General features: G+C 72.2%; 1 protein-coding gene. It reads right to left on the bottom strand.

What is annotated here, in order from left to right:
• The coding region (locus DD1DGNOD_RS29080; protein ID WP_250645435.1) for a penicillin-binding transpeptidase domain-containing protein at positions 1-507 on the bottom strand (507 nt) is incomplete at both ends.

Genomic DNA, 507 nt, shown 5'->3' with positions numbered 1-507 from the left:
CCCATCCCCCTCGCCTATGAAGGCCCCACGACCCAGAGCCCCGCGAACGGGAACCCCCCGAACGAGGGCCGGCTCGGCGACCGCGGACACAATCCCCAGGCCCGACGTACCCGGGACCGCAGCAGTCGCGACAGCGCCGGTGGGCCGATCCGCGAACGACACACCGGACGGGCTGGCTGCCGGTGCGGGTGCGGGTGCGGGTGCGGGTGCAGCACCCGTCGAGAACGTCCCGTCCCGCTCGACCCGGGGCAGTTCCGGCGGCGGTCTGCCGCCGGGCAGCGCCGCGGGGTGTCCGATGCCGTAGATACTCTGGTAGATGGCCTTGACGGCCGGAGCCGCGTACTCGGCGCCGGTTCCGGAATCCGGAATGGTCACGACGACGACGAACTGCGGGTCGTTCGCGGGCGCGAACGAGGCGAACCAAGATGTGTCCCCGGTCCCCTCCACCTCCGCGGTACCGGTCTTGCCCGCGACCGGGATGGTGTCGTTCGGCCAGTCCGCGAACAC

Source organism: Candidatus Protofrankia californiensis (assembly GCF_900634765.1).
Classification (GTDB): Bacteria; Actinomycetota; Actinomycetes; order Frankiales; family Frankiaceae; genus Protofrankia; species Protofrankia californiensis.
This window is presented reverse-complemented; position numbering and strand designations above follow the sequence as displayed.